Genomic DNA, 20,564 nt, shown 5'->3' with positions numbered 1-20,564 from the left:
ATGGGCCTTTTAAGGAGGATAAGCACACGAGTGTAGCCCAATCGCGCCACGCGAACCAGCGCTCAAGCCCCGGTCGCCGGCCCCTCGGCATGACAGGCCAGCGCCCATTCGACATGCTCGCGCACCAGCGCCGATGGGTGCTCCAGGCGCGCCGTGAGCGCGGCGACGATCGCCGCGTCGCCCCTGGCGCCGGCCGCCGCCGCGTTGCCCAGGCCGACCGCCAGATTGCGCAGCCAACGCTCGTGGCCGATGCGCCGTATCGGGCTGCCCTCCATCTTGCGGTTGAATTCCTCCTCGCTCCACGCGAACAGCTCCACCATCGAGGCGTCGCCCAGCCCATGGCGCTCGTCGAAATCGGGCAGCACCGCGCGCTGGGCGAACTTGTTCCACGGGCAGGCGGTCTGGCAGTCGTCGCAGCCGTACACGCGATTGCCGATCAACGGCCGCATGTCGAGTGGGATGGCGCTTTTCAGCTCGATCGTCAGGTAGGACACGCAGCGCCGCGCGTCGAGCCGGCCCGGCCCCAGGATTGCCTGGGTGGGGCAGACGTCGATGCACGCCGAGCACTGGCCGCAGTGGGCGCCGGTCGGCGGGTCCACCGGCAGCGGCAAATCGACCAGGAATTCGCCCATGAAGAACATCGAGCCGGCGGTCCGGCTGAGCAGCAAGGTGTGCTTGCCGCGCCAGCCCAGGCCCGCCTTTTCCGCCAGCGGCAGCTCCATCAGCGGCGCCGAGTCGGTGAACACGCGGTAGCCGAATTCGCCGATTTCCGCCTTGACCTTGTCGGCCAGCTGCTGCAGCCGCGCGCGCAGCACCTTGTGGTAGTCCCTGCCGCGCGCGTAGACCGAGATGACGGCGGCGCCGGGATCGGCCAGCCGGCGCAACTCGCGCCCGCGCCAGTCATCCTCCCCGCTTTCGGCCTCCCTCGGCAGATAGTTCATGCGCGCGCTGATCACCCGCACCGTGCCGGGCACCAGTTCGGCCGGGCGGGCGCGCAGCATGCCGTGGGCGGCCATGTAGTCCATTTCACCATGCATGCCGGCGTCCAGCCACGCCCGCAGGCCCGCCTCGGCGTGACTGAGGTCGATGTCGGTGATGCGGATTTCGGCAAAGCCCAGCTCCACACCCCAACGCTTGATGCTGAGGGCGAGTTCGGCTAAATTGGATTCTGGCAAGGACATCAGTGGTTTGACAGGGACGCGGGCGGTTACAATGGCTGGCGATTCAACCAACATGACATTCTATTCGATGCAGCACTTCAAAGCCCATCTCCACGACGAAGCCGGCACCGCGGCACTGGGCGCGGCGCTGGCGCGGGCGCTGGCGCCCGGCCTGGCGATCCACCTGCACGGCGATCTGGGCGCCGGCAAAACCGCCCTCACCCGCGCGCTGCTGCACGCGGCGGGCCACGTCGGCACCGTCAAAAGCCCGACCTACACCTTGTCGGAACCATACCGGATACAACTCGGCGGCCGCGCCGTGGACGTCATCCATTTCGACCTGTACCGCATGGGCAGCGCCGAGGAATTCCTCGACGCCGGCTTCCGTGAAGACTTCAACGGGGACAACATCTGCATCGTCGAATGGCCCGAAAAAGCCGACCGCGTGCTGCCGCCGCCCGATATCGACCTGTATCTGACCGTGGCCGGCAACGGCCGTGATGTAGAATTGCAGGCGTCCACCGCCCTGGGTAACTCATGCCTTCAAAGCCTCAAATTCGCTCCCAATATGTGAGCGCGGAGTCCACTCCGGCCGTCTCGCGGCGCACCGTCCTGAAGGCCGGCGCCACCCTGATGCTGTCGGTAACGTCCCTCGCCGCGCCGCTGCGCGCCAGCGCGGCACAGATCCTGGCCGTGCGCGTGTGGCCGGCCGACGACTACACCCGCGTCACGCTGGAGAACGACGCCGTCCTCAAGGCCACCCACTTCATCGTCAAGGACCCGGAACGCATGGTGGTCGACATCGAAGGGCTGGAGCTCAATCCGACGCTCAAAAGCCTGGTCGCCAAGATCCAGTCCAACGACCCGTACATCAAGCAGGTGCGCGTGGGCCAGAACCGGCCCAACGTGGTGCGCCTGGTGTTCGACCTGAAGGAGGAGGTGCGGCCGCAGGTGTTCACGCTGCCGCCGGCGGGCCACTACAAGGACCGCCTGATCTTCGACCTGTACCCCGTCAAGGAGGCCGACCCGATCGCCGCGATGATCGAAAAAGGTAATTGGTCGAGCGACGGCAAGCCGCCGCCTGACGCCGCCGGCGCCGCGCCGAAGGCCGACATGCCGCCGCTCAAACCGGGCGAGGCGGAGATCGCCGCCAACGCGCCGCAAACACCGCAAGCGCAAATGGAGGCGCTCAAGCCGGACATCAAGGCCGAGCCGCGCGCGGAACTGCGCAACCAGGTCAAGACCGCCGAGGCGCAGGCCAAAGCCGCCGAGAAGGCGGAGAAAAACAACATGGTGCGGATGATCACCATCGCGCTCGATCCCGGCCACGGCGGCGAGGACCCCGGCGCCTCCGGCAAGAACGGCAGCAGGGAAAAGGACATCGTGCTGGCCATCGCCAAACGGCTCAAGGCCAAGCTGGAGGACCACCCCAACATGCGCGTGATGCTCACGCGCGACGGCGACTACTTCGTCCCGCTCGGAAAACGCGTGGAAAAGGCGCGCAAGGTGCAGGCCGACCTGTTCGTGTCGATCCACGCGGACGCCTTCGTGCAGCCGACCGCGCGCGGCTCGTCGGTGTTCGTGCTGTCGGAAAAAGGCGCCAGCTCGACGGCGGCGCGCTGGCTGGCGGACAAGGAGAACGAGGCCGACACCATCGGCGGCGTCAACGTCAAGAACCACGACCGCCAGCTGGCCGGCGTGCTGTTCGACCTGTCGACCACGGCGCAGATCAACGATAGCCTCAAGCTGGGCAAATCGGTGCTGGGCGAGATCGGCGGCATCAACCGCCTGCACAAAGGCTCGGTCGAGCAGGCCGGCTTCGCGGTGCTCAAGGCGCCCGACATCCCGTCGATCCTGATCGAGACGGCCTTCATCTCCAACCCGGAGGAGGAGGCCAAGCTGCTCGACGACGGCTACCAGAATCAATTGGCCGACGCCATCGTCAAAGGCATACGGCGTTATTTCGCCAAGAACCCGCCGCTGGCGAAGAACCGGCTGACGTGAACCCTATCGAACAACTCATTTATTTTACGGAAGAACCATGGCTGTAGTGACGATGACAGAATACGGCGCCCTGCCGGCGGTGCGACTGACCGCCGCCGATGGCGCGCAGGTGACGGTGTCGCCGTTCGGCGCCCATCTGCTGTCCTGGAAAACCGGCGATGGCAAGGAGCGCCTGTTCGTCAGTTCGCGCACCCCGCTCGACGGCAGCAAGGCGATACGCGGCGGCGTGCCGGTCATCTTCCCGCAGTTTAATATGCGCGGCCCCGGCCTGCGCCACGGCTTCGCCCGCGTCAGCACCTGGCGCCTGACCGACAGCGGCGGCGATGGCGGCCAGTCCTTCCTCGAGTTCAGCCTCGATCAGGACGATCTGGCAGCCGAACACGCGCAGGCGTGGCCGCACGCCTTCGCGCTGACGCTGCGCTTCACGCTGCACGGCGACGCGCTCGACTTCGCGTTCACGGTGCGGAACAACGGCCAGACGGCGTTCCCGTTCGGCGTGGCGCTGCACACCTACTACGACGTCGGCCACCTGAGCGCGACCAGCATCAGCGGCCTGCAGCACCAGCGCTACACCGACCACCATCTGAACACCGCCACGCAGGAGCATCCGGCGCTGCACTTCACCGAAAAGCACGACCGCCTGTACCAATCGACGCCGTCGCTGACACTGAACACGGCCAACGCCACCTTGCGGCTGGACCAGCACGAATTCAGCGAATGGGTGGTGTGGAATCCGGGTCAGGCCGACGCCGCCGCGCTGGTCGACCTGGCCGACGACGAGTATCTGCGCTTCGTCTGCATCGAGCCGGCGCGCGTGGACCAGAAGCCGCTCGACGCCGGCGCCGCCTGGACCGGCAAGCACCGCATCTGCGCCGACTGAATCGGTTCGACTCGTATCAGTTGGACTCTTTGATGATGCGGCCGGAACTGGGCTGGATCGGCCGCGAATTCAATGGATAGAGGCGGCTGAACAGCGCCATCTGGGCCGGCGAGGCCTGCACCGGCTCCTTCATCACCAGCCATAACACGCCCTCCTGGCAGGGCGGCGTCGTCATCGATCCCATGAAAGTGAAGTAGTCGCGGCGCGCCGGCAGCAGCTCCATCGGATCGAGCACCACCGACGGCGCCAAGGTCTCCAGCTTTTCCAGCGGCAGGTTGTTCCACACGGTCTGGATCACCGGCTGCGGCTTGCCGCGCTCGAGCAGCAGCGCCAGCATGGCGATGCGCCCCTCCCCGTCCTTGTGCACCAGGTGCACCACCATCTCGTAGCCCTTGCCGTTGATGCGCTCCTCCGACGGCCGGTGGAAGTGGAACTGGATCAGTTCATACATGCGGTTCTGCACCGTCAGGAAGTTACCGCCGCCGACCATCACCTGCACCGTGTGGCCGTTGTCGGTGACGTTGAAGGTGGACGGATGGTAGTCGAACGAGATCTGCTCGAGTTCCACCTTCATGCCGTCGCGGATATCGATCGGCGACTGGCGGTTGCCGCTGCCGCACTTGGCCCAGGCGGGATTGATCTTGCCCCAGTTGGCGGGGCCGGTTTCGCCCTCATAGGACCAGGTGTTGCTGAAGAATTTGGGCGCCGGCGGCGGCGCGGCGGCCGCCGCCGCGGCGGCCTTCTTGGCCTTGGCGGCCGCCTCGGCGCGGGCCTGCTGGTTGGCCCGCATGATGGCCAGGCGGGCCGCGATCTTGGCCGACAGCTCGGCCTCGGCTTCGGCCTCGGTCGGCTTGCGGGCCGCCGGCGCGCTCGACGCGCCGGCGGCGGCCGTCGACGCGCCGGCGAATCCGGCGCGCGCGCCTCCCACACCCGCCACCGGCGATTTCGCCGACGGCGAAATGAGCGGATCGGTTGCGGCGCCGGCGCTCATGACGACGCAGCAGCAGGCAATCAGGGTGAGAAGAGTACGCATGAGTTTCCAGAAGTAAAAGAATTACATACTGGTTTACGGATGCATTTGGGCAAAACTTGAGACGTGCCGGCCGGGCAAGGGAGAATTATTTCTGTAGAGACACGCCGCGTGGCCCGCGCGGCGTGCTTGAAGGCAGTCGGGAGGAGCGCTTAGCGGCCCATCACGCGGCGGCCCAGCTTCCAGGCGCCGCCCAGCAGCATCGGCACCACGGCCACGCCGACGCCGACCATGACGATCTCGGTCAAGTGGTCGCGCACGACCGGGATGTTGCCGAAGAAATAGCCGGCCGTGGTCAGCAGCGCAACCCACAGCGCCGCGCCGGTGATGTTGTACAGTTGGAAGCGCGCGTGCGTCATGTCCGACACGCCGGCCACGAATGGCGCGAAGGTGCGCACCACCGGCACGAAACGCGCCAGCACGATGGTCTTGCCGCCGTGCTTCTCGAAGAACTCGTGGGTGCGGCGCAGGGCGTCCTTGTTGAGCCAGCGGTAATCGTGCGTGAACACTTTCTGGCCGATGGCCTCGCCGATCCAGTAATTGAGCGTGTTGCCGGTGACGGCCGCCGTAATGAGCAGGAACATCAACAGCGCCAGGTTCATCTCGCCCACCGCGCAGAACGCGCCGGCGATGAACAGCAAAGTGTCACCCGGGAAGAAAAACAGCACCACCAGTCCGGTTTCGCAAAAAATAATGGCGAACAACACAGCATACACGAGCGTACCGTATTGCTTAATTATCACGTCCAATGTTTTGTCGACATGAAGGATCATGTCAAAGAATTGCATAAAATCCATATTCTTCCCATAAAGTGTGCGCCGGAATCATACACCAGCAATGCCGCCAGGGGTCGAAGTTTCCCGCCTCTTCTCCCAACGCTGTTAACCAGTTTACAATCGTCCGCGTGCCCGCAGCAAGCGGACGCGTCCAACCAAGGAGATTCTGGATGTCCCCGACCCGATTCCTACGTACTTGTACTTACTCCCTGCCGCTCGCCGCGCTCGCCGCGCTCGCCGCGACGGCCGGCGCCGCCGATCTGCCGGTCAAGCCCACCGCCGGCGAACTGGTCAAACAATCCCAACCCGCCGACTGGCGCCCGCTGGACCCGAACAACACCCTGTACATGGAATTGCCGGGCGGCCGCGTGGTGATCGAACTGGCGCCGGACTTCGCGCCCGAGAACATCGCCAACCTCAAGACCCTGGTGCGGGAAAAATACTTCGACGGCCTGGCGGTGCTGCGCTCGCAGGACAACTACGTGGCGCAGTGGGGCGATCCGGACGCCGAAAAGAATCCCAAGCCGCTCGGCACGGCAAAAGCCAAGGTGGCGGGCGAATTCACCGTCCCCATGGCCAACGACAAGCATTTTGTGCGCCAGATGGACTTCGACGGCTACGCGCCGCAAATCGGCCACTCCAACGGCTTCCCGGTGGGACGCGATCCGAAGACCAAGACCACCTGGCTGGCGCACTGCTACGCCACGGTCGGCGTCGGCCGCGACATGGCCACCGACAGCGGCAACGGCGCCGAACTGTATGCGGTCAACGGCCACGCGCCGCGCCACCTGGACCGCAACATCACGGCGGTGGGACGGGTGGTCTCGGGTATGGCGCTGCTGACGACGCAGCCGCGCGGCGGCCAGGAGATGGGCTTCTATGGTGCGAACGAGGCCAGGACGCCGATCAAATCGGTGCGCCTGGCGGCCGACGTGCCGGAGGCCGAGCGCAGCCACCTGGAGGTGATGCGCAGCGAGGCGCCGATCTACAAGGAGGTCGTCGAGGCGCAGCGCAACCGCGGCGGGCCGTGGAACAAGTTCTCGCCCAACTACGTGGAGCTGTGCAACGCGCCGATGCCGGTGCGCGAGCGCCCCGCGTTATAATCCACCGGATGAACGCGCCCGACACCTCCCCCCGCTCCCCCCGTCCGATCCAGGCCCTGCCCGACCAGCTGATTTCGCAGATCGCCGCCGGCGAGGTGGTCGAGCGGCCGTCCGCCGTCGTCAAGGAGCTGCTGGAAAACGCGCTCGACGCGGGCGCCACGCAGATCACCGTGCGGCTGGAGGAAGGCGGCGTCAAACGCATCGCCATCACCGACAACGGCCGCGGCATCCCGCCCGAGCAGATGCCGCTGGCGCTGGCCCGCCACGCGACCTCGAAGATCGCCTCGCTGAACGACCTCGAAAACGTCGGCACGCTGGGTTTTCGCGGCGAGGCGCTGGCGTCGATCGCCTCGGTGGCCGCCGTCACCTTGACCTCGCGCACCGCCGACGCCGCGCACGCGTGGGAAATCGTCGGCTCGCACAACGGCACCGTGGCGCCGTCGTCCGGCGCCCTGGGCACCACGATCGACGTGCAGGACCTGTACTTCAATACGCCGGCGCGGCGCAAATTCCTCAAGTCCGAGCAGACCGAATTCGGCCACTGCGCCGAGGTTGTGCGCCGCATCGCGCTGGCGCGGCCGGACGTGTCGTTCTCGCTGAGTCACAACGGCCGCACCATCGACCACTGGAACGTCAGCGAAATGGCCAAGCGCAGCGCCCACATCCTCGGCGACGGCTTCGCCGAGGCGCGCCTGCCGATCGACGAACGGGCCGGCGCGCTGCGCCTGCACGGCTACGCCGGCCTGCCGACCGCCTCCAAGGCGCGCGCCGACGGCCAGTTCTTCTACGTGAACGGCCGCTTCGTGCGCGACAAGGTGCTGGTGCACGCGGTCAAAGCCGCCTACCAGGACGTGCTGCACGGCGACCGCTTCCCGTGCTATGTGCTGGCGCTCGAACTCGACCCGGCGCTGGTCGACGTCAACGTCCACCCGTCCAAGATCGAGGTGCGCTTCCGCGACAGCCGCGCGGTGCACCAATTCGTGTTCCACGCGGTGCAGCGCGCGCTGGCGGCGACGTCGGCCACCTCGCACGGCAGCGTGCCGTCGCCACTGCCGGCGGCCGAAAGCCTGGGCAGCGCCACCTGGCGCGGCGAGCAGACCTCGTTCGGCCCGTTGCTGGCCCCTGATTACGCCCCGACGTTCTCGCCGTCGCCGTTCGGATCGCGCAATGGCGATGCCGGCGGCGGCGTGGGCGCGGGCTACGGCGCGACGCGCTTTGGCGCCGGCGAGGGCGGCGTCGCCCAGAGCACCGAGAAGTATGGCGCGCTGTTCGGCGGCGCCGGCCGCATCGACGGCTATCGCGCCGAAGCCGACATGGCGCTGCCGCAAGCGAGTCCGTTCACGGTATCCGCCGCCGCGATGGCGCAGGAGGAGTTCCCGCTCGGCTTCGCGCTGGCGCAGCTGCACGGCATCTACATCCTGGCGCAGAACACCAAGGGCCTGGTGCTGGTCGACATGCACGCCGCCCACGAACGCATCCTGTACGAACAGTTGAAGAACGCGCTGGAGAGCCGCGTCGCCGGCGAGGAGATGCAGGTGCAGCCGCTGCTGATCCCCGTCACCTTCTACGCCGACGCGGTGGAGGTGGGCACCGCGCAGGAGCACCGCGAGACCTTGAAGGCGCTGGGCTTCGACATCGCCGCGCTGTCGCCGACGACGCTGGCGGTGCGCTCCGTGCCGGTGCTGCTGAAGAACGCCGACGCCCAAACGCTGGCGCGCGACGTGCTGCGCGACGTGCGCGAATTCGGCGGCTCGCGGGTGCTGATCGAACGGCAGAACGAACTGCTCGGCACCCTCGCCTGCCACACGGCGGTGCGCGCCAACCGCATCCTGTCGACCCAGGAAATGAACGCCCTGCTGCGCCAGATGGAAACCACCGAACGCGCCGACCAGTGCAACCACGGCCGCCCGACCTGGGTGCAGGTGGAAATCGGCGCGCTCGACAAGCTTTTCCTGCGCGGCCAATAAGATGAACGCAACCGTTTCAAAACCGTTGGCGGTGGCCATCATGGGACCGACGGCGTCCGGCAAGACGGCGGCGGCGCTGGCGATCGCCCAGCGCATCCCGTCGGAGATCATCTCGGTCGACTCGGCGCTGGTGTATCGCGGCATGGACATCGGCACCGCCAAGCCCACGCGCGCGGAACGGGCCGCCGCGCCGCACCACCTGATCGACATCCTCGACCCGCTCGATTCGTATTCGGTGGCGCAGTTCCGCGCCGATACGCTGCGGCTGGTCGACGAGATTGTCGCGCGCGGCAACCTGCCGTTGCTGGTCGGCGGCACCATGCTGTATTTCAAAGGCCTGGCCGAGGGACTCGACGACCTGCCCGGCGCCGATCCGGCGCTGCGCGCGGAACTGGAAGAGGAAGCGGCGCGCGTAAGCTGGCCGGCGATGCACGCCAAACTGGCGGCGCTCGACCCGGAAACGGCGGCCCGTCTGGCGCCCAACGACGCCCAGCGCATCCAGCGCGCGCTGGAGATCTGCGCGTTGAGCGGCAAGCCGATGTCGGAGCTGCTGGCGCTGCGGGAGAAAACCGAGCTGCCGTTCGAGGTGCTGTCGTTCGCGCTGGAGCCGTCGGACCGCGCGGTGCTCCACCAGCGCATCGCGCGCCGCTTCGACATCATGCTGGAGGAATCCGGGGACGGCAATCTGATCACCGAGGTGGAGGTGCTGCGCCGGCGCGGCGACCTGCATCCGGGGCTGCCGTCGATGCGCTGCGTCGGCTACCGGCAGGCGTGGGAATATCTGGACGGGGCCATCGACTACGCGACCATGCGCGAGACCGGCATCATCGCCACCCGCCAGCTGGCCAAGCGCCAATTGACGTGGCTGCGCTCCATGCCCGGGCGCGTGGCGCTGGACTGCCTGGGGCCCGATCCGGCCGGCGCGATGCTGGCGCAAATCGCCGAAAAGCTGGGGTAATCGTTACGTGGTCGGCGGCGCCGAATCCATATAAATGATTTCCCACAGATGGCCGTCGAGGTCCTGGAAACCGTGGCCGTACATGAAGCCATGGTCCTGCGGCTCCTTGTAGGCGCTGCCGCCGGCCTCGATCGCCTTGTCGACCAGCGCCGTCACCTGGTCGCGCGACTCCACCTGCAGGCACACCAGCACCTCGGTCGACGCGTGGGCGTCGCTCACCGGCTTGGGGGTGAAGGTCTTGAAGCGCTCCTCGGTCAGCAGCATGACGAAGATGTTCTCGGCCACGATCATGCACGTGGCGCCCTCGTCGGTGTAATGCTGGTTGAAGGAATAGCCCAGGTGGGTAAAGAACTCCACCGATTTCGGCAAGTCGCGCACAGGCAAATTCACAAAAATATTGGTGGCCATACCATCTCCGTTTGGTTATATGCTGATAGCCCGGACATCAGGATACCAATATGCTAACGTTTTAGCGACCACCACGCGCGTGCACGCACTTTTTTAGAAAAATCTTTGGGTCACCCTTGACAGTCCAAAGCCCAACCCCGATAATGCTGGGCGTTGCAGGTGATATAGCTCAGTTGGTTAGAGCACAGCATTCATAATGCTGGGGTCGGTGGTTCAAGTCCACCTATCACCACCAAGAATTTTCCTGAGTCTATATGGCTCAGTTCAATAACCCGCCGTTCTCCCAGTGAGACGGCGGGTTTTTTGTTTGTGGACGTCGGGCACGTTCTTGGAGGGGAAATTATGAAAGCTAGCATTGGAAGACTGTTGGCTGCGACTGCGACCATCTTTTTTGCATCATGCGATTCCGGCGGCGGACAGACTTCCCGTGCCATCGCGTCGCCGGATCAAGCCTACGTCGCCGTACAGATTACCGAAGTTGGCAGTGAAATGCCCAGCTCCTCATGTATCGACACCATCGTCGTTGTTCCAAGCAAAGAGCTATCGTCGGGTAGATATCCCGCCAGCAGCCGCGCCGATGTCGGCGGTTGCCATTCGTTGAAGATGACTGTGATTAATGGTCACCCCACCATGCCGAACGGACCGCAATTGCGGTGGTCTGGCCCTCGGGAGCTCAGCATTGTCTTCGACCCGAAAGGCGCACGCAGCGGGGTGTCGACGTTTTACTCGGTGACGTCGCTCTACGACGGCGCGATAACAATCCGCAACGAGCCTCAATAAAGTTGATCTCATTGGGAGCGGTGGACTAGCGATTGTCCTGGGCTACTTACTTAGGAGGTCTACGGATAAATTCAGCTCATTTCGACACCATCGATTGCTCCAACTGGATTACCTCGAATCGACCAACAGGAGGCAGCTTATCTATGCCTACAGGCTCTAGGTCCGTGGTCGACCCAGCGACATGACGATACATAATGTATTTCTTGTTGGTCTCCCCGTAGCCGTTGGTCGGCACCACGATCAATGTTTGTCGTGCTCCAATATATAGCCGTGCAGGCCGATTTTTTTCAGCAAAGTCCAATCGTTCAATCTTGCCTGTGGCTGGATTCTGAGTCAGAACGAAACCCTGCAAAAAATTGGAGGTGAACATTCCGGAAACAATAAGCGCGTGCCGCTTTTGCCCGGCACACGCGATATGAACGTCTGAGCCGCGCGAATCATCCGGATTACCAAAAAGCGCTTTAACCTCTCCTTCCTGCCGCACATAGTAAATATGCGTATCGCCGATCTCCGAGTCGCGAACAACCTCGACTCGCTTCCCTCTTTTAGCGCCAACATCGCAGCTTGACACCGGTTCTGAGGCACCGGCCGAGGACGCTAAAAACATGAGCGCAAGACTAAAACACATCTTCATTTTTTCACCATCTCCCTGAGCACTTCCATGGATTCCGGATGAGCTTTCAGCTTTTCGCTAGCCGCCTTGATCTTTGCGTAATAGATGCCGTTACGGAGACCTCGGTAGTCCTTGTATGCCTCTGCGACAGGATCATCAGAACCATCCGCAGTACGCTTATCGATGAGCGCTTTTAAGTAGGCCGTGCCAGTTCGAATATTAACGGCTTCGTCGACGAGTTCGGTGCCACTGTGGAATGCATCCGCATCACGGTACAGGTCCGCCTCGGGACGTCTTTCCTTACGCGGCTTCTTAAGGTTTTCAAGACGATAGAGTTCGCGGATCGGTGCCTTCAGCAACTGCATCAGGCCTCGCGCGCTGCTGCCTTGGGCGTTGGCATTCGCGTCGAATCGGGATTCCATGTAGATCTGACAGATGATCAGGTCTGTACCTATGTCTGATTGATTGTTCGCCTCAACCAATGTCCTGATCTCACGGAGCCGCACAGAGTCGTCAATTTTGACAGCGCCAGGTTCATTGTCGGATACCGGGGTCAGTCGCGCCGTATGAGTTTTAATGCTTTTCTTCTTAGGCATTTTAGCGGTCCCAATGCGGATTGATCGGTGTGGGATCCGACTCATATACTTGGAGCGTCACATGGTCTGCCTGCTTCGCGGAAATTCTTTGGGTTTCCCGTCCTGGTCCGTCCTGCCTTCCAGGCGCACGCCGCTAGCAAGTTCGAGGACGTAGGGATGGTCGATTGCCGGTCGCCCAGTGATTTCGTTTGTAATCAGAAAATCCAGATCATAGGATTGCGGATCGGGCGAGGATTCACCAGCGTCCGCTACGACGCCGTTATTTTCCGCGATTTCCGCAGCATAGGACGTCGCTGTGGTGCCGTCGATCACTTGGCTCCGCAAAGTCTGACTGGCGATTAAGCGAGGGTGAGGCGTGCAGCCACAGATACAAATGTCATTTTCAAGAGCGACCGCAATATCGTTCCATAGCTCGACTAGCCGAGGACCCACGCACAAAATATAACCTGTGCCGCCGCAGCTGTTGCATATGATAGGGTCATTCTCCACGGCGATACGTGCGCCTTGAATTGAGCCGTGGCTACTAGCCTTTATCACAACGCCGCCAGCCGTAGTTTTGGCACCTTCGGTGATGATGTAACGTCTCACATTGGTCTCCTTGGCTTCGGGAATACCACATTCCGCGCGTATCGCTTTCTGATAGGCGACGTCATCTTTGGGCTTGGTGCCATCGTCTGCCCACATGCCAAAAACAGGAAGCAGCACGGCGCGACGTACCGCTCGCCTGCTTGCCAAGCTATCCAACCCAACAGCACGACCGGCGATGACGTGGAGTCGCCACCGCCCGTGGCAACTACCTGTTTGCCGGTGCCGACACGGCGGCAAACGCGCCGCCGCCATGTCCTCGCCGATCGGGACGGCTCAGCCGAACGGTGCCGCCCCGATGCCTGGTCAGGCCATCTTCAAGGACTGCGCACGACGACGGCGTGCCAAGCCCACGACGCCCAGGCCAGCTGCCATCAGCGCATAGGTCTCGGGTTCGGGAACGGCGCGGACGGCGACGTCGACGGTGCCGGGCCCGCCAATGGTCGTGCTGTACTGGCCATACTCGAAGCCTTCATAACCGGTAATCACCAGTACGTAAGCCGTGTTGGCGTCCAGGTGGGTCACGAAGCCCGAAGTGGTCGTACCAAGAAGATCGTCGTTACCGATCAGGGCGTTCGTCAGTGACGAGTGGGAATCGAAGCGCGGGCTGTACAGGAAAACGAGCGAGTCGAAAGTCGCCGTCGTCAAGAACGAGTAATCGCCCGCTGCGGAAACCGTGAAGCTGAATTGGTTGAAGCTCACATCCGTGCCGATTGCCGACAAGCCGGAAAGGTCCTCGACCGGTCGATTAAAGATGGCGGCGCCAGTCGTGTCGCCGGTGATGGTGTGGATGGAATCAGCCTGGGCGGTCGATGCAAAGGCAAAAAAGGCCAGGGCGAGCAGTGTCGATTTCAGAAACATGGTTTATTCCTTTTCAATAATGGCTAAGTCATAGGCTGGTAGGCGAAAGCCCAGGCAAGAGCGCCGCGCCCGTAAAGAGCGCGGGTCTTGCCGGCACCCGTTGCTATTTGGTTTGCGCTGGCAGGATGGCAATCCGCCGGCCGCGACCGTCGACCGAAATGGTCGGCGCGGTGCTGCTGGCAACGCTGGATTTGGCGGCCGGGCCGTTTTGCACGGTGAACGACGAAATCTTCGAACCTCGTTTGCCGTCAAACTGGCCATCGACCTGCACCGCCAGATTGCTCGTGCCCGGCGGGGGCGTGTAGTTGACCAGCAGCGTCATCACTTGGCCGGCGGCGAAAGTCCCGCCGATAACGGGAGACTTCGCTCCAACCACGGTCAGGCCATCCACGCCGTAGACCCGAACATTGACCTGCTGCGCGGCCGACTCGAAGGCGATCTTCAGCGTGGCTTGTTGAGCTTGCACCGTTCCGGAGATTTCCACGGGCGCATTGGGCTTGGCGTGGACGGCCGCGGCCGTGAATGAGGTGATCAGTCCGACGGCGAGCGCCGCCGCCAGTGTTGAAATTTTCACTTGCATGATGGCATCCTTAAGGAGGTGGGGAACGCTTTAGCGGACCGTTTTGGTTTTTTGATTGACTATCATGCCTTTGCCCGCGATCTCACCGCTTGCGATGCGCATCGACGCGGTGTATTGGCCGCTCCCGTTGACATTGAAGCCTTGGACCGCGAGGACGTACAACTTGTTGGCCTTGGCGGCGAACGAAAACTGCTCGGTTCCACTGATGTAACTGTCAGCAGCGGCGATCAGCTTGCCGTCTTCGAACAGCTTGAGCCCGATGTCGCCGCTCGAGGTCCCGATGACCTGGAGCGGACCTGCGGCAGGGCTGGTGAACCTGATGAAGCGGTTCGCTCCAAGCTTGTTATTGCGGTTCACATCCGCCAGGAACGTCAGGGTCTGGCTCTCGCCGTCCACCGTCATCTGCCGGAACACCGGCAGGTTCGCCGCATTGCCGCCGTTGTTGGTTTCGCCGGTCCCAAACTCGTCTTGAACGGGGCTGATACCCGACTTCGACGTCACGCTGTCGATTGCCGCAATCGTGGAGGCCGAGGTGCCGGGGACTGTTTTCAAGGCGTTGATGAACGAAAAAATGGAAGTCACCGCCGGGGTACTCTTCTGCCCCCCCGTCATGATGTCGTAGATCGGTCCCAGTCCAAGCGCCACCCTATCAAACGACTCGTTCGCCGGGTCGAAGAGGTCATACAGCACGGATTGCACCGAAGCCTCGGAGAACCAGCCCGGCGTCGGATCGTTGGAGTCGTTGGTTTCCATGTCGATGATGAGCGTTGTGTTGCCCTGGCCGACGCCTCCGGTATCCCGGTACTTCGCGTCCGGAAAAAGTATCATCGCGCTCAGCGCATTTCCCCACCCCTCGCCAAAGGCAAGCCGTGGATCGATGATGTCGCCGGCGCCGTGAGTCCCACCGATGCTGTCCGAGCGACCCAGCTTGTCTTCAAAGTAGTGTCCCCATTCATGCACCATGACATGGGCATCGTATTCGTCGGTATCCACATCCGCCTTGCCGAGGATGTAGATGCCGCCCGTGCCACTGTTGTAGTGCGAAGTGTCGATCTGGCCCGAAGCGATATCGCCAGATTCCGGACGATTGTTGACGCTCCAGTTAATGGGCAACGCGGGAAAATTCAGCTGGGGTCGCACCGCCATGAAAGCGCGCGCCGTCGAGTAGAGCGTGTCGAGGCTGGCAAACGGTGCGGCCGTGCGCGCGCCCGTGTAGGACGCCCCTCCCCAGCCGCTGCCGGCGTTCAAGTCCTTGACGGTGGCCGCCGCGGTCGTCGTAATTGCAGCAGACTCCAGCGTGTATAGGGCGTTGCCGTTGGTGTTGTCCTGAACGAACAATGGCGGATTGGCCGTCTCGGCGTACGCCCGAACCCTGACCCGGGTTACCAGATCGGGAACCGCGAAGCTGTAGCTGCCGTCTTCCCCTGAGGTGGTGACCGCGAGTTCCCGGTTCGTGGGGCTCTCTTTGTTGTATTCAACCAGCACCACCCGCACGTTGCGGATGGGCTTTGGCACGACCGCGCTGTAGTTAAGCCCGTTCTCCAGCGTCGACGGTACCCGGTCGTATGTCAACTTTCCGTACAACACCTTGCCCTTGGTGTCGGCTTTGGCGTCGTTCACAGCCAAACCTAAAACTCCGAACAAGCAGAGTGCCCCGACGCCAACCAGCCGAGCCAAGCGGCTCGTCTCTAGCTGGCGCAGGCCATATCCCAATGTGCCTCGACTATGCATGAAGGTCTCCCGTATTGGTCAATCGCCAAAAAAACCGTGGCAACCCCCTGTTGCCAGGTCACGATTTGCTTGTTAACAATATCATATTATTAATTAATATTTAAATGTTTTTGACATTTGGTAGACTAATTATTACTACCATCTTTATACCGACGTGGCAGGTCAACACACGCTCTGAAGCAAGGCTTAACCTCGGCGGCGCAATCTATTTATGCCTGAGCCGCCGGCGGCTCACTCTGCTTCTGGCTGGCCCAATAGCCATAATCGACATCGATGTTCTCCAGCAGCGCGATGAAATCCGTCGTCTGGCTGGTCAGCAGTTGGGAGAATTGCGAAATCAGATTGCCCTGTTTCTCCATCAGCTTGGACATGGTGTTGGCCTGGCGCAGTTGCTCGTAATCTTCGAGCAGTATCGTGCAACCCTTGCGCCAATTGAGCCCCTGCGTATGCAAGCGCCGCAAGATGGCCGCCTCCAGCTGCATCGCCTCGCTCCAGACGGTCGGATCCCACAGCCGCGTCGCCAGCGTGAGCGACAAAGCGCTGTTGTTGGCCATGCTGGTGGCGTATTTTTGCGTCAGCCTCTGCGTGGTCAGCGCCTGCGCCAGATGGGTCGTCGCGCTCGAAGCAAGCGCCCCGGCTTCGGCGGCGAGGTTTGGTTGCTCGTTCGATTTCAAGTCGACTGCGAAGGGAAATATACTCATGACATCCTCCATAGGCCTTCAAGCGCAAAGGCGGTCCAGCATGGCGTGAATGGCCTTGATCTGCACGGCATCACGGGAATAGTAAAGCGACTTCGCATCCTTGCAGCTGTATCCCCACCAGTCCCAGCACCCGTCCGGGTTTTGGAGGTGGCCGTTGTCCGTGCCCTCGGCTTGCGGGTACAGCACGATGATGTCGTTGCTTTCGGCGATATTGTTATAGCCGGTGGTGGTGATATAGCGGTTGCCGTAGGGCGGACGGTTGGCCGTGTCGGGGCGGCCGCTGACGCAGTCCGTGAAGTTGTAGCCCTGCTTGCAGCCATGCAGGGCGATATGCACGCGCGGCGCGGCCACGGCGCCGGCCAGCACCTGCGACGGGATGTAGGCGTAGCCGAATCGGCTCATGCTGGTCCACTGCGCGTCCTTGCCGAGAAACTCCGTCTGGTCGAAACGCAGCAAACGCCCGGCCAGACGCTCGGAGGCCGGCTTCAGCGCGCCATAAATATGTTCCAGGATATGGTGGGATTGCATGAAGCCGCCGTTGTTGATGTATGGCGGCTGATTGGCCGCCAATGCCGAATCCTCCGGATTGTCCGTGATGATGGAATGGCCCGCCGGCACGTTGTCGTGGTAAGCGATATTCTCCCCTTTTACACCCAGCATTTCGTAGAACTGGCGGGTTTTCGCGACCACGTCGGAATACACGACCTGGTCCCGGCTGCCGGTGAAGATGTAGAGCCGGTCATCGGCCAGATTGGAAAGATCGTCGATCAAGCCCGCCCTGGCCGTGTCCCGCGTCATATCGGCCAGTTGCCGGGGATCGGGCGCGGTTTGCGGGATCAACGGGCTCATACAGATATACAGGGCGTTCTCGATGTAGGCGTCCTCCGCCGCCACCGTCTTGCGGGAACGATATGTCTGGGCGCAGCGGAACGGTCCCCCGGCGATAATGCCCGCCCCCGCGAAGCTGGCCGAACGGGCCAGGTGCAGCTGCACCGTCATGAAGGCCCCCGACGACAGGCCGGAGATCGAATTATTGCTTTTCGACGCTCCGTACGATCCGAGTTGAACAATATCCGCGTCTGTGTTTGCGACCATCGCGCCTCCTGTTTATGTGGGTGGACCGGCCGATGCGCCATGGCCGCGTAGAAACAGTATTGTCTGATCCAGGCGGGGCAGCTTATTGAGATTTATCAAGATTTTCTGCACGGATCGGGCCGGACGCATTTGGCAGCCGGGGCACGACGGAGATATCGGGGGGGGACGTTGGAGCGGGTGCTGGAGGGCTGGAGGAGGCCCCGGACGACAGCGAGCCTTTGAAACACGTAGGGCGGATTAGCGCAGCGTAATCGGCCATGCATGCGCCGCCACCGGCGCATGCATGGCCGATTACGGCGTTCCGCCTAATCCGCCCTACGTGTATTGCGTGTTAACGGCGCGGTCTATTTACCGATCACCTTGACCAGCTTGGCCAGCGCCTTGTCGTTGGCGCTCAGGCTCTGCGTGGCGTCGTTCCAGCGCAGCGTGGTGGTGGTGGCGCCCTTGCCTTTTTCGTAGTCGTAGCTGGCGCCGTCGTCGTCATACAGGTTGAACTCGCCGTCCTTGCCCGGATAGACATGGATGGCGACGATCGCCTGTTTGGTCGCCGTCGACTGAATATCCGCGCCGACCGGCACGATCGATCCGGCCTTGACGAACACCGGTATGCGCTCGATCGGCGCCGCCACCTTGACCCACTGGCCGCCGCTGAATTTCTCGTTGGTCCAGTAGTTGTACCAGTCGGCACCCGCCGGCAGGTAGACATCCTTCTGCGTCTGCCCCTGCTCGGTCACCGGCGCCACCAGGAAGGCCGGGCCGAACATGTATTCGGTGCCGATGTTGGCGACGTTCGGATCGCCGGCGAAGTCCATCCACAACGGCCGCATGAATGGCGCGCCGGTGTCGTAGGTGGTCTTGGCGCTCGAATACAGGTACGGGATCAAACGATAACGCAGGCGGTCGTAGTCGGCCAGGATGGTTTCGGCGGCGCGGCCGAAGGACCACAACTCGGTGGCCTTGCGGTCGCCGTGCACGCGCAGCGTCGGCAGGAAGGTCCCGTACTGGAACCAGCGTGTGAACAGCTCCGGATAGTCGTGGTACTGGCCGATCACGTCGCGCGCGTCGGATGGATCGAGCAGCGGCGCCTTGGTGGCGCTGGTGACCTGCGGCAGTCCCTGCCAGCCGCCGATGTCGTTACCCCAGTAGGCGATGCCGGAGGCGGTCATGTTCAAGCCGGTCGGGATCTGGCGCGCCAGTGCTTCCCAGCTTGGGTGGATGTCCGAGGACCAGAACAGCGCGCCGGTGCGCTGCGAACCGAGGTACGCGGCGCGCGACAGGATCAGCACGCGCTTGTTCGGCTTCCACGCGCGCATGCCCTGCGCCACGCCTTCCACGTGCAGCAGCGGGAACAGGTTGTGATAGCGGTCGCCCGAGCCGATCGAGTAGAAGAAACCGTCCGGCACCAGATCGGGCTCGGTCTCGTCGAGCCACGGATAGTCGAAGCCGTGCGACAGGATATTGTCGCGCGCCTTCTGCCAGAACCACGCGCGCGCGGCCGGATTGGTCGGGTCGATCAAGCCGCCGGTGCGGTCGGAACGGAACGGCAGGCCGTCGACGGTCTTGCCGTCCTTGTCCTTGAGCAGATAGCCCTTGGCATCGAGCTCGTTGAAGTAGCGGCCCGACGTTTCGTAGCGTGGCCAGATCGAGATGATCGACTGCATGCCCATGTCGTGCAGCTGCTTGTTCATGCCGTCCGGGTCCGGGAACTCGGCCGGGTTGATGTCCATCTGGCCCATGCGCGTCCAGTAGAACCAGTCCAGCACCATCACGTCCAGCGGATACTTCTTCTCGCGGTAGGTCTTGGCCACGCGCAGCATCAGGTCCTGGCTGTCGTAGCGCGCCTTCGACTGGATCAGGCCAAACGCCGCCTTCGGTGGAATCGGCGTCTTGCCGGTCAGCCGCGCATAGCCCGAGTACAGCGCCTCCGGCTTGTCGCCGGTGATGATGAAGAAGCTGACGCGCTCCCCCACCTTGGATTGGAACGAGGTGCGGCCGTTGATGGCGGCGACAAAGCGCGTGGCCGACGGGTTGTCCCAGACGATGCCGTAGGACTTGGAGCTGACCATGAACGGCACGCACACCGTCTCGCCGGCCGGCGCGTCGTACCAGTGCGCGCAGTCGATGGTGCGGCCGCGCAGGTCCAACGCGCCGGTCGATTCCTGGTTCTGCCCCATGCCGTAGTAATGCTCGTCGGCCGGCGCGGCGAACGAGGCTCCCACCTGGTAGGTCTTTTCGGTGTTGACGGTCTGCGGCGACATCTCCCAGCCGTTCATGCTCAGGAGGGTCTCGCCCCTGGCGTTTTTCACTTGCAGGCCGACCGGCGCCAGTTGCGGCGCGAAGTACTTCTCGCCGGTGCTCGGCACGCGCGGCGGCGGCGCGGCGTTGATGTGCAAGGTCAGCGCGGACGAGGAGAAGGTGTCGCCGTCGGCGCCGGCCTTGTGCTGGAAGGCGCCGCCGTCCGCGTGCTCGGCGATGATGCCGTAGCCCGGCGCCTTGAGCGCCTCGGCCTTGTCGGCGGCGATCGAGACGTGGACGATGTTCGGACCATAGGCCTGCACCGAGACCCAGGCGCCATTGCGGTCCAGGGTGGCGAGCGGCGCGGCGTGGACCGCTGTGGCGGCCAGCGCCGAGGCGAGCACCGTCGAGGCGGCGCGGAGTGAAAGCAGTTTCATGGGGGAAGATCCTGTAATTGCAGGTCGATAATTTTGTATCCGTTGCAACGCTGTCGCAAGTGTG

Annotated in this window: 20 protein-coding genes and 1 tRNA gene; 8 read left to right on the top strand and 13 right to left on the bottom strand. The window is 63.2% G+C overall.

Features of this window, described 5'->3' with window-relative positions; all coding sequences use genetic code 11:
• Window positions 1-62 precede the first annotated feature (62 nt).
• Window positions 63-1,181, bottom strand: a complete 1,119-nt coding sequence (queG, locus tag JOD97_RS23975) for a tRNA epoxyqueuosine(34) reductase QueG (protein ID WP_209724219.1) — start codon at window positions 1,179-1,181, stop codon at window positions 63-65.
• Window positions 1,182-1,248: 67 nt separating this feature from the next.
• Here queG and tsaE point away from each other — a divergent pair, with 67 nt between their 5' ends.
• From tsaE to JOD97_RS23960, 3 genes are read left to right on the top strand one after another with little or no spacing between them, the layout of a single operon-like run.
• Complete coding sequence (gene tsaE, locus JOD97_RS23970) at window positions 1,249-1,734, top strand: tRNA (adenosine(37)-N6)-threonylcarbamoyltransferase complex ATPase subunit type 1 TsaE (RefSeq protein ID WP_209724595.1); 486 nt, start codon at window positions 1,249-1,251, stop codon at window positions 1,732-1,734.
• Window positions 1,698-3,164, top strand: a complete 1,467-nt coding sequence (locus JOD97_RS23965; RefSeq protein ID WP_209724217.1) for an N-acetylmuramoyl-L-alanine amidase — start codon at window positions 1,698-1,700, stop codon at window positions 3,162-3,164. Before tsaE ends, JOD97_RS23965 begins: the two co-directional genes overlap by 37 nt.
• 37 nt (window positions 3,165-3,201) lie before the next feature.
• Entirely contained in the window at window positions 3,202-4,044 is an 843-nt protein-coding gene (locus JOD97_RS23960; protein WP_209724215.1) for a D-hexose-6-phosphate mutarotase, read from the top strand.
• A 16-nt stretch (window positions 4,045-4,060) separates the two neighbouring features.
• Here the strand turns inward: JOD97_RS23960 and JOD97_RS23955 are convergent, their stop codons facing one another.
• A complete protein-coding gene (locus JOD97_RS23955; protein ID WP_209724213.1) occupies window positions 4,061-5,077 on the bottom strand; it encodes a carbonic anhydrase in 1,017 nt (338 codons plus the stop codon).
• Between the two features lie 149 nt (window positions 5,078-5,226).
• Window positions 5,227-5,871: a VTT domain-containing protein gene (locus tag JOD97_RS23950; RefSeq protein WP_209724211.1), complete on the bottom strand. Its 645-nt coding sequence runs from the start codon at window positions 5,869-5,871 to the stop codon at window positions 5,227-5,229.
• A 149-nt stretch (window positions 5,872-6,020) separates the two neighbouring features.
• On the opposite strand from JOD97_RS23950, the gene JOD97_RS23945 reads away from it, so the two are divergent.
• Genes JOD97_RS23945 through miaA form a run of 3 tightly spaced genes read left to right on the top strand, consistent with a single transcriptional unit; the run spans window position 6,021 to window position 9,878 of the window.
• A complete protein-coding gene (locus JOD97_RS23945; protein WP_209724209.1) occupies window positions 6,021-6,953 on the top strand; it encodes a peptidylprolyl isomerase in 933 nt (310 codons plus the stop codon).
• A gap of 8 nt (window positions 6,954-6,961) precedes the next feature.
• Window positions 6,962-8,920, top strand: a complete 1,959-nt coding sequence (gene mutL, locus JOD97_RS23940) for a DNA mismatch repair endonuclease MutL (RefSeq protein WP_209724207.1) — start codon at window positions 6,962-6,964, stop codon at window positions 8,918-8,920.
• Between the two features lies 1 nt (window position 8,921).
• Window positions 8,922-9,878, top strand: coding sequence for a tRNA (adenosine(37)-N6)-dimethylallyltransferase MiaA (miaA, locus tag JOD97_RS23935; RefSeq protein ID WP_209724205.1), 957 nt, complete (start codon window positions 8,922-8,924; stop codon window positions 9,876-9,878).
• A gap of 3 nt (window positions 9,879-9,881) precedes the next feature.
• Here miaA and JOD97_RS23930 read toward each other — a convergent pair whose 3' ends face one another.
• Window positions 9,882-10,286: a VOC family protein gene (locus JOD97_RS23930; RefSeq protein ID WP_209724203.1), complete on the bottom strand. Its 405-nt coding sequence runs from the start codon at window positions 10,284-10,286 to the stop codon at window positions 9,882-9,884.
• Between the two features lie 158 nt (window positions 10,287-10,444).
• Between JOD97_RS23930 and JOD97_RS23925 the strand changes: the two genes are divergently transcribed.
• Window positions 10,445-10,521, top strand: a tRNA-Met gene (locus tag JOD97_RS23925).
• A gap of 107 nt (window positions 10,522-10,628) precedes the next feature.
• Window positions 10,629-11,066, top strand: coding sequence for a hypothetical protein (locus JOD97_RS23920; RefSeq protein WP_209724201.1), 438 nt, complete (start codon window positions 10,629-10,631; stop codon window positions 11,064-11,066).
• A 76-nt stretch (window positions 11,067-11,142) separates the two neighbouring features.
• Here JOD97_RS23920 and JOD97_RS23915 read toward each other — a convergent pair whose 3' ends face one another.
• The 9 genes from JOD97_RS23915 to JOD97_RS23875 all read right to left on the bottom strand — a co-directional run bounded on the left by JOD97_RS23915 (window position 11,143) and on the right by JOD97_RS23875 (window position 20,500).
• Window positions 11,143-11,700: a hypothetical protein gene (locus JOD97_RS23915; protein ID WP_209724199.1), complete on the bottom strand. Its 558-nt coding sequence runs from the start codon at window positions 11,698-11,700 to the stop codon at window positions 11,143-11,145.
• Window positions 11,697-12,275 carry a lytic transglycosylase domain-containing protein gene (locus JOD97_RS23910; RefSeq protein ID WP_209724196.1) on the bottom strand — a complete coding sequence of 193 codons (579 nt, stop codon included), beginning with the start codon at window positions 12,273-12,275 and terminating at the stop codon, window positions 11,697-11,699. Before JOD97_RS23910 ends, JOD97_RS23915 begins: the two co-directional genes overlap by 4 nt.
• A gap of 57 nt (window positions 12,276-12,332) precedes the next feature.
• A complete protein-coding gene (locus JOD97_RS23905; RefSeq protein WP_209724195.1) occupies window positions 12,333-13,115 on the bottom strand; it encodes a PAAR domain-containing protein in 783 nt (260 codons plus the stop codon).
• A 51-nt stretch (window positions 13,116-13,166) separates the two neighbouring features.
• Window positions 13,167-13,721 carry an FxDxF family PEP-CTERM protein gene (locus JOD97_RS23900; RefSeq protein WP_209724193.1) on the bottom strand — a complete coding sequence of 185 codons (555 nt, stop codon included), beginning with the start codon at window positions 13,719-13,721 and terminating at the stop codon, window positions 13,167-13,169.
• A 103-nt stretch (window positions 13,722-13,824) separates the two neighbouring features.
• Window positions 13,825-14,301 carry a hypothetical protein gene (locus JOD97_RS23895; protein WP_209724191.1) on the bottom strand — a complete coding sequence of 159 codons (477 nt, stop codon included), beginning with the start codon at window positions 14,299-14,301 and terminating at the stop codon, window positions 13,825-13,827.
• A gap of 30 nt (window positions 14,302-14,331) precedes the next feature.
• Window positions 14,332-15,921 (bottom strand): hypothetical protein, encoded by a 1,590-nt coding sequence (locus JOD97_RS23890; RefSeq protein WP_209724189.1) that lies wholly within the window; start codon window positions 15,919-15,921, stop codon window positions 14,332-14,334.
• Window positions 15,922-16,241: 320 nt separating this feature from the next.
• Entirely contained in the window at window positions 16,242-16,733 is a 492-nt protein-coding gene (locus JOD97_RS23885) for a hypothetical protein (RefSeq protein ID WP_209724187.1), read from the bottom strand.
• Window positions 16,734-16,751: 18 nt separating this feature from the next.
• Window positions 16,752-17,732: a poly(3-hydroxybutyrate) depolymerase gene (locus JOD97_RS23880; RefSeq protein WP_229264673.1), complete on the bottom strand. Its 981-nt coding sequence runs from the start codon at window positions 17,730-17,732 to the stop codon at window positions 16,752-16,754.
• Window positions 17,733-18,172: 440 nt separating this feature from the next.
• Window positions 18,173-20,500: a glycoside hydrolase family 31 protein gene (locus JOD97_RS23875; protein WP_209724176.1), complete on the bottom strand. Its 2,328-nt coding sequence runs from the start codon at window positions 20,498-20,500 to the stop codon at window positions 18,173-18,175.
• Window positions 20,501-20,564 lie beyond the last annotated feature (64 nt).

Source organism: Duganella sp. 1411 (assembly GCF_017833525.1).
In the GTDB taxonomy this organism is placed as follows: Bacteria; Pseudomonadota; Gammaproteobacteria; order Burkholderiales; family Burkholderiaceae_D; genus Rugamonas.
The sequence above is the reverse complement of the archived record's forward strand: the minus strand, read 5'-3'. Positions and strand labels throughout refer to the sequence as shown.

What these genes read in the sequence shown, in the direction of transcription:
- queG (WP_209724219.1), bottom strand. Translation starts at nt 1,181, where the DNA reads ATGTCCTTGCCAGAATCCAATTTAGCCGAACTCGCCCTCAGCATCAAG.
- tsaE (WP_209724595.1), top strand. Translation starts at nt 1,249, where the DNA reads ATGCAGCACTTCAAAGCCCATCTCCACGACGAAGCCGGCACCGCGGCA.
- JOD97_RS23965 (WP_209724217.1), top strand. Translation starts at nt 1,698, where the DNA reads ATGCCTTCAAAGCCTCAAATTCGCTCCCAATATGTGAGCGCGGAGTCC.
- JOD97_RS23960 (WP_209724215.1), top strand. Translation starts at nt 3,202, where the DNA reads ATGGCTGTAGTGACGATGACAGAATACGGCGCCCTGCCGGCGGTGCGA.
- JOD97_RS23955 (WP_209724213.1), bottom strand. Translation starts at nt 5,077, where the DNA reads ATGCGTACTCTTCTCACCCTGATTGCCTGCTGCTGCGTCGTCATGAGC.
- JOD97_RS23950 (WP_209724211.1), bottom strand. Translation starts at nt 5,871, where the DNA reads ATGGATTTTATGCAATTCTTTGACATGATCCTTCATGTCGACAAAACA.
- JOD97_RS23945 (WP_209724209.1), top strand. Translation starts at nt 6,021, where the DNA reads ATGTCCCCGACCCGATTCCTACGTACTTGTACTTACTCCCTGCCGCTC.
- mutL (WP_209724207.1), top strand. Translation starts at nt 6,962, where the DNA reads ATGAACGCGCCCGACACCTCCCCCCGCTCCCCCCGTCCGATCCAGGCC.
- miaA (WP_209724205.1), top strand. Translation starts at nt 8,922, where the DNA reads ATGAACGCAACCGTTTCAAAACCGTTGGCGGTGGCCATCATGGGACCG.
- JOD97_RS23930 (WP_209724203.1), bottom strand. Translation starts at nt 10,286, where the DNA reads ATGGCCACCAATATTTTTGTGAATTTGCCTGTGCGCGACTTGCCGAAA.
- JOD97_RS23920 (WP_209724201.1), top strand. Translation starts at nt 10,629, where the DNA reads ATGAAAGCTAGCATTGGAAGACTGTTGGCTGCGACTGCGACCATCTTT.
- JOD97_RS23915 (WP_209724199.1), bottom strand. Translation starts at nt 11,700, where the DNA reads ATGAAGATGTGTTTTAGTCTTGCGCTCATGTTTTTAGCGTCCTCGGCC.
- JOD97_RS23910 (WP_209724196.1), bottom strand. Translation starts at nt 12,275, where the DNA reads ATGCCTAAGAAGAAAAGCATTAAAACTCATACGGCGCGACTGACCCCG.
- JOD97_RS23905 (WP_209724195.1), bottom strand. Translation starts at nt 13,115, where the DNA reads ATGGCGGCGGCGCGTTTGCCGCCGTGTCGGCACCGGCAAACAGGTAGT.
- JOD97_RS23900 (WP_209724193.1), bottom strand. Translation starts at nt 13,721, where the DNA reads ATGTTTCTGAAATCGACACTGCTCGCCCTGGCCTTTTTTGCCTTTGCA.
- JOD97_RS23895 (WP_209724191.1), bottom strand. Translation starts at nt 14,301, where the DNA reads ATGCAAGTGAAAATTTCAACACTGGCGGCGGCGCTCGCCGTCGGACTG.
- JOD97_RS23885 (WP_209724187.1), bottom strand. Translation starts at nt 16,733, where the DNA reads ATGAGTATATTTCCCTTCGCAGTCGACTTGAAATCGAACGAGCAACCA.
- JOD97_RS23880 (WP_229264673.1), bottom strand. Translation starts at nt 17,732, where the DNA reads ATGACGGTGCAGCTGCACCTGGCCCGTTCGGCCAGCTTCGCGGGGGCG.
- JOD97_RS23875 (WP_209724176.1), bottom strand. Translation starts at nt 20,500, where the DNA reads ATGAAACTGCTTTCACTCCGCGCCGCCTCGACGGTGCTCGCCTCGGCG.